At 77.6% G+C, this 6,886-nt stretch carries 4 protein-coding genes and 1 pseudogene; all 5 read left to right on the plus strand.

Annotated elements, in window-relative coordinates:
• The first annotated feature begins 37 nt into the window (after positions 1–37).
• The gene (locus ACIA6C_RS01075) at positions 38–1,192 is read left to right on the plus strand and encodes an ADP-ribosylglycohydrolase family protein (RefSeq protein ID WP_399272026.1); all 1,155 of its coding nucleotides are present in this window, start codon (positions 38–40) and stop codon (positions 1,190–1,192) included.
• Between the two features lie 1,085 nt (positions 1,193–2,277).
• Positions 2,278–3,312 (plus strand): annotated as a pseudogene (locus tag ACIA6C_RS01080) (ADP-ribosylglycohydrolase family protein); the annotation flags it as partial.
• Positions 3,309–4,268 (plus strand): ribokinase, encoded by a 960-nt coding sequence (gene rbsK / locus ACIA6C_RS01085; RefSeq protein ID WP_399272028.1) that lies wholly within the window; start codon positions 3,309–3,311, stop codon positions 4,266–4,268. The pseudogene ACIA6C_RS01080 and the gene rbsK, both read left to right, overlap by 4 nt.
• A gap of 428 nt (positions 4,269–4,696) precedes the next feature.
• Positions 4,697–5,896, plus strand: coding sequence for a CoA transferase (locus tag ACIA6C_RS01090; protein ID WP_366082355.1), 1,200 nt, complete (start codon positions 4,697–4,699; stop codon positions 5,894–5,896).
• Complete coding sequence (locus tag ACIA6C_RS01095) at positions 5,893–6,714, plus strand: CoA ester lyase (protein ID WP_366082356.1); 822 nt, start codon at positions 5,893–5,895, stop codon at positions 6,712–6,714. The genes ACIA6C_RS01090 and ACIA6C_RS01095 overlap by 4 nt, the downstream gene beginning before the upstream one ends.
• The last annotated feature ends 172 nt before the right edge of the window (positions 6,715–6,886 follow it).

Raw genomic sequence — 6,886 nt, forward strand, 5'->3', positions numbered from 1 at the left:
CCCGCGCAACGCCCGCACCCCAAGGGATGATTCGGACATGACGTTCACCCCCCTCACCCTCGACGACCGCGCGGCCGGCTGCCTGGTCGGCGCGGCCGTCGGCGACGCCCTCGGCGGCCCGGTGGAGGGCTGGTCCCCGGACCGGATCGTCGAGCGGCACGGCGGCCGCGTGCGCGGCGTCGTCGGCCCCTGGTACGAGGACTGGCGCACCGCCCGCCCCATCGCGCCGTACCACAAGGGCGACGGCCACGTCACCGACGACACCCTGATGACCCACGCCCTGGTACGGGTCTACGAGGCCGTACGCGACCACCTCGACGCCTACGCGATCGCCGAGCACCTCGTCCCGGACCTGATGACGAACCCCCGCTGGATCCCGGAGCTCGAAGCCGAGGCCCTGCCCCTCCAGCGGATCTTCCTCGCGGAGAAGTGGATCGTGACCCGGCTGCACTACGCGCACGCGGACCCGCGCGAGGCGGGCAACGGCAACATCGTCAACTGCGGGGCGGCGATGTACATGGCGCCCGTCGGGCTCGTCAACGCGGGTAATCCTGAGGGCGCTTACGCGGAGGCGCTGGACGTGGCCGGGGCCCACCAGTCCTCCTACGGGCGGGAGGCGGCGGGCGTGTTCGCGGCGGCGGTGGCCGCGGCCTGCGTGCCGGGGGCGACGGCGGGCTCGGTGGTCGACACGGCCGTGTCCCTGGCCAAGGACGGCACCCGGGCGGCCATCGAGGCGGTCCGGGACGTCGCGCGCGGCTGCCGGGACATCGAGTCGGCGCTGGTTCCGCTACGGGAGGCGGTCGCGCCGTACGACTCGGTCGGGCCGGACTACCGCCGGCCGTCGCTGGGCGCCCGGCGGCCGTCACGGCTGCACTCGATCGAGGAGCTGCCGATCGCCCTCGGCATGCTGCTGATCGCGGACGGGGCGTACGAGGACTCGGTCCTCGGAGCGGTCAACTACGGGCGGGACTGCGACTCGACGGCCACGATGGCGGGGGCGCTGTCGGGTGCCCTGAACGGTCTCGCGGCCGTACCGGAGGTGTGGGCGAAGCAGGTCGCGGAGGCGAGCCGGCTCGACCTGCACGCCCCGGCGGCGGCGCTGACGGCGGTGGCCCGCGAGGTCTTCACCCGGGACCGGGCCCGCCGCCGCGCCCACGAGTCGGCGTTCACCGCGATCGCGGCCCTCCGATGACACCCCCTACCCCGGAGGCGCCCGCACGGGATGGCGAGCACGGGGCCGCCCTGGCGGGATCCGTACGGCTGACGTGGGTCCAGCCGGAGGACCTGGTCGGGCACGAGCTGCGGCAGGCGGCGCAGGACGGGCGGGACGCGGAGCCGCTGCTGCGGGTCTGGCTCGCGGCTGGCGGGCACCCGGCCCCGGACCGGGCCGGGGCCTCCCCGGCCCCCGCCGACCCCGGGCTGCGCGCCCTGGCGGGCCGCCTCCTGACCGAACTCGCGGCGCTCCCCTCCCCCTCGGCCCCCGACGAACCGGAGTCCTGGCGGGCCATCACCGCCACCTGGCCCCGCACCCCCGCAGCCGACCCGGCCCCCGGATCGGCACGACCCCGGGCCCCACAGCCGGACCGCCCCCGTGGCCGACCCGCCCCCAAGCCCGCCCCACAGCTGCCGGGAAAACCCCCGACCCCCCGGCCCGACCCGCACCCGCAGGCCCACCCGACGCGGGAGCCCGGCCCGCAGGCCCACCCGGAACCACACCCCGACCCGCACCCGCAGGCCCACCCGGCGCCGCAGCCCGAGCCGCGCTCCGGGCCGCAGCCGCACGCCAACCCCCATCCGCACCCCGACCCGCTGGCCGATCCGGCCCCCCGGCCCGACCGGCACCCCGACCCCCGCCCGGACCCGCACCCCGACGCGCCGCCGCACGCCCGCCTCCACCCGGACCCGCTGGCCGACCCGGCCCCCCGGCCCGACCGGCACCTCGACCCCCACCCGGACCCGCACCCCGACGCGCCGCCGCACGCCCACCTCCACTCGCACCCGCTGGCCGACCCGGCCCCCCGGCCCGACCGGCACCTCGACCCCCGCCCGGCGCCGCACCCCGACGCGCCGCCGCACGCCCACCCCCACCCGCACCCGCTGGCCGACCCGGCCCCCCGGCCCGACCGGCACCCCGACCCCCACCCGGACCCGCACCCCGACTCGTACACCGGCCCCCGCCCCGGGCCGCAGCCGCGGCCCCGGCCCGCAGTCGCCGGTGCCCCGCGCGATCCGGCCCCGGGGGCGGAGGACAGCCACGTCGAGGCCGGGCTCGTCCGGCGGCTGGAGGCCGCTTGGGTGGGGCGGGCCGTCGGGTGCGTGCTCGGCAAGCCCGTGGAGAAGCTCCCGCTGGACGGCATCCGCCGCCTCGCCCGCGCCGCGGGCAACTGGCCCCTGGACGACTGGTTCACCGCCCGCGGCGTCCCCGCCGCGCTGCTGGCCGCGTACCCCTGGAACCGCCGCTCCGCCCCCACCTCCCTCGCCGAGAACATCGACGGCACCCCCGAGGACGACGACCTCAACTACCCCCTCCTCGGCCTGCTCCTCCTCCAGCGCCACGGCAAGGGTTTCACCACCGCCGACGTCGGCCGCCTCTGGCTCGACGAGCTCCCGGCCGGCCGCACCTTCACCGCCGAGCGCATCGCGTACCGCAACCTGCTCCAGGGTCTGGAACCCCCCGCCACCGCCACCCACCACAACCCCTTCCGCGAATGGATCGGCGCCCTCATCCGCGCCGACGTCCACGGCTGGACCAACCCGGGGGATCCGGCCGCCGCCGCGGCGCAGGCCTACCGGGACGCCGTCCTCACCCACGCCGCCAACGGCGTCTACGCGGCCCTGTTCGGCGCCGCCGCCATCGCCGAGGCCGCCACCGGCCGGGCCGACGTCCACACCGCGCTCCGCGCCGGACTGGCCGTCGTACCGCCCCGCTCCCGGCTCGCCGGCGCTGTCCGCCACGCCATCGACACCGCGGCCCGGCACACCGACTTCGACCGTGTCGTGGACGTGCTGCACGCCCGCCACGGCCACTACCACTGGGTACACGCCGTCCCCAACACCGCCCTCGTCGCGGCCGCCCTCACCCACGCCGACGGCGACTTCACCCACTCCGTCTGCCGCGCCGTGTCCGGCGGCTGGGACACCGACTCCAACGGCGCCACCGCGGGCTCCCTCGCCGCCCTCGTCGCGGGCGAGGTCCCGCACCGCTGGGCCGCGCCCCTCAAAAACCGCCTCGCCACCACCGTCGCCGGCTTCGACGGCATCGGCTTCGACACCCTCGCCCACCTCACCGCACAGGAGGCAGCACGCTCATGACGGCCATCGCCGTGCTCGGCAGTACGAACATGGACCTCGTCGCCTACGTCCCCAAGGCCCCCCGCCTCGGCGAGACCGTCACCGGCACCGCCTTCCGTACGGTTCCGGGCGGCAAGGGCGCCAATCAGGCGGTGGCAGCGGCCCGCTGCGGTGGCGAGGTGGTGATGATCGGGGCGGTGGGGGCCGACGAATTCGGCGTAAGGCTGCGGTCCGCGCTCGCGGAGGCCGGGGTCGAGACGGCCGCCCTGCGCACCGTCGAGGGCGCCAGCGGCACCGCCCACATCACCGTCGACGGGGAGGGCGCGAACAGCATCGTCGTCATCCCGGGTGCCAACGGCCTGGTCACCGGCCTGGAGGCGGGCGACGACTCGCGGATCGGCGCCGCCGACTGCCTGCTCCTCCAGCTCGAACTGCCGCTGGAGGCCGTGCTCGCGGGAGCCCGTGCCGCCCGGGCCCACGGCGTGCGGACCGTCCTCACTCCGGCCCCGGCCCGGCCGCTGCCACCCGACCTGCTCGGTCTCATCGACCTGTTGGTGCCCAACGAGCACGAGGCCGCCGCCCTCACCGGGCTCACCGACCCGCACGCGGCGGCCGGAGCCCTGCTCCAGGACGTCCCCGAGGTGGTCATCACCCTCGGGGCGGCCGGAGTCCTCTACGCGGCCAGGGACCGCGAGCCGCTGACCGTGCCCGCGCCCCGCGTCCGGGCGGTGGACACCACGGCCGCCGGGGACACCTTCGTCGGGGCCCTCGCCGTGGCCCTCGGCGAGGGGCGCCCGATGCCCGAGGCCCTGCGGTGGGCGTCCGCGGCGGCCGCGCTGTCCGTGCAACGGTCCGGCGCCCAGGACTCGATGCCGACGCGCGCCGAGACCGAGGCCTTTGCCCTGGCCGGGCGGAGTGCGGGACCCGGGCAGCCCTCCGGAGCCCGGGCCGCGGCCGCCCCCGGAGCCCCCGCATGAGCCCCGCCGCCACAGGCCCGGCCACGACGGCCCCGGACACGCGCCTCGGCGCCCAAGGCCCCGACACAGCGGGCCCCGACCCCGCAGGCCCGCACACGACCCGCCCCACCGCCACAGGCCCGGACGCAACGGATCCCGACCCCGCAGGCCCGCACACGACCGGCCCCACCGCCACAGGCCCGGCCACGACGGCCCCGGACACGACGGGCCTCGACGCCCAAGGCCCCGACACAGCGGGCCCCGACCCCGCAGGCCCCGACCCCGCAGGCCCCGACCCCGCAGGCCCCGACCCCGCAGGCCCGCACACGACCCGCCCCACCGCCACAGGCCCGGACGCAACGGATCCCGACGCCGCAGGCCCGCACGCGACGGACCCCGCCGCCGCGGGCCCCGATCTCACGAGTCCCGGCGCGAGCGGGGCGGCCGCGGTGGACTTCCATCCCGGCGGGCCCCTCGCCGGTCTGCGCGTGCTCGACCTGGCCACCCTGTTCGCCGGGCCCCTCGCCGCCACCCTGCTCGGTGACTTCGGCGCCGAGGTCGTCAAGGTCGAGCACCCCGTGCGGCCCGACCCCTCCCGCGGTCACGGCCCCGCCAAGGACGGCGTCGGGCTCTGGTGGAAGCTGCTGGGGCGGAACAAGCGCACGATGACCCTCGACCTGTCCACCCCGGGCGGCCGCGACACCCTGCTGCGGCTGGCCGCCACCGCCGACGTGGTCATCGAGAACTTCCGCCCCGGCACCCTGGAGAGGTGGGGCCTCGGCTGGCCGGAGCTGTCCGCCGCGAACCCGCGCCTGGTCCTGGCCCGCGTGACGGCGTTCGGCCAGCACGGCCCGTACGCCCGCCGCCCCGGCTTCGGCACCCTCGCGGAGGCCATGAGCGGCTTCGCCGCGATCACCGGGGAGCCGGAGGGGCCGCCGGCGCTGCCGCCGTTCGGACTGGCGGACTCGATCGCCGCGCTGACCACCGCGTACGCCGTGATGGCGGCTCTCGCGGGCCGCGACCGTACCGGCCAGGGCCAGGTGGTGGACCTGGCCATCATCGAGCCGATCCTCACGGTGCTCGGCCCGCACCCGCTCTGGTACGACCAGCTCGGCTACGTCCAGCCCCGCACCGGCAACCGCTCCACCAACAACGCGCCCCGCAACACCTACCGCAGCGCGGACGGGCGCTGGCTGGCGGTGTCCACCTCGGCGCAGTCCGTCGCGGAACGCGTCCTGCGCCTGGTCGGGCGGCCCGAGTTGGTCGCCGAGCCGTGGTTCGCGACCGCCGCCGGCCGGGCCGCGCACGCGCCGCTGCTCGACGAGGCGGTCGGCGGCTGGATCGCCCGGCGCAAGGCCGACGAGGTGGTCGCCGCCTTCGAGGACGCGCAGGCCGCGGTCGCCCCGGTGTACGACGTACGGGACGTGATGGCCGATCCGCAGTACGCGGCGCTCGGCACCCTCACCGAGGTCGACGACCCGGAGCTCGGACCGCTCCGCATGCAGAACGTCCTCTTCCGGCTTTCCCGCACGCCCGGCGCGATCCGCTGGGCGGGCCGTCCGCACGGCGCCGACACCGACGCCGTCCTCACCGAACTCGGCCTGACCGGGGCCGAGATCACCGCTCTGCGCAAGGAAGGGGCCCTATGATCCTTAGCTGGCTGTACGCACCCGGTGACCGGCCCGAAGTGGTCTGGAAGGCCCTGCACTCGGGGGCCGACGCCGTCATCGTGGACCTGGAGGACGCGGTCTCGCTCTCCCGCAAGGAGTACGCCCGCGCCGCGACCGCCGAACTGCTCACCGAGCGACAACCGGTACCCGTGCACGTCCGGGTCAACGCCCTGGACTCCCCCTGGGCGGGCGCCGACCTCACCGCGCTGACCGGGCTGCCGGGCCTGGCCGGCCTGCGCCTGCCCAAGATCTGCGCCCCCGAGCAGATCTCCGCGGTCGCCGCCCGCACCGGCGGGGTGGCTCTGTACGCCCTGCTGGAGTCCGCGCTGGGCGTGGAGCGGGCCTACGAGATCGCGCGCGCCCACCCCGCCCTTCGCGGGCTGGCCCTGGGCGAGGCGGACCTCAGGGCCGACCTGGGCGTCAGCGCCGAGGCGGGCCTGGACTGGCCGCGCTCACGGGTGGTGGTCGCGGCCCGGGCAGCAGGTCTTGCCCCGCCCGCGCAGTCGGTGTTCCCCGACATCCGGGACCTGGAGGCGCTGGCCGTCTCCTGCGCCCGGGGCCGTTCGCTGGGTTTCCTGGGCCGGGCGGCGATCCACCCCCGCCAGCTCCCCGTGATCGAACGGGCCTACCTCCCCGGCCCGGAGGAGGTCGCGGCCGCCGAGCAGATCATGGCGGCGGCCCGGCTCACCCCGGGCGCGGTGGCCCTGCCCGACGGCCGTTTCGTCGACCCGGCGGTCCTGGCCGGCGCGGAACGCGTGGTCGCCCTCGCCCGCCGCGACTCCCCGGTCCCCTCCTGACCCCGCCGTCCGGGCGTCCACCCGCAACCCGCAACGTCAAGGGGGCGCCGCGCCCGCGGCGGGCGCCCCCCCGGCCCCCCGGCCGCCCCGGGCGCAGCGGAGTGAGCCCCGGGGCCGTACCCCCAGCCCGCCCCCGCGGCGGGGCGGCGGGGCGCGGCGGGGGGGGGTCGAG

This window comes from Streptomyces sp. NPDC051578 (genome assembly GCF_044454045.1).
Lineage (GTDB): Bacteria > Actinomycetota > Actinomycetes > Streptomycetales > Streptomycetaceae > Streptomyces.

Bases quoted from the DNA above. Each gene is read 5' to 3' on its own strand.
- ACIA6C_RS01075 (WP_399272026.1), top strand. From the start codon at position 38: ATGACGTTCACCCCCCTCACCCTCGACGACCGCGCGGCCGGCTGCCTG.
- rbsK (WP_399272028.1), top strand. From the start codon at position 3,309: ATGACGGCCATCGCCGTGCTCGGCAGTACGAACATGGACCTCGTCGCC.
- ACIA6C_RS01095 (WP_366082356.1), top strand. From the start codon at position 5,893: ATGATCCTTAGCTGGCTGTACGCACCCGGTGACCGGCCCGAAGTGGTC.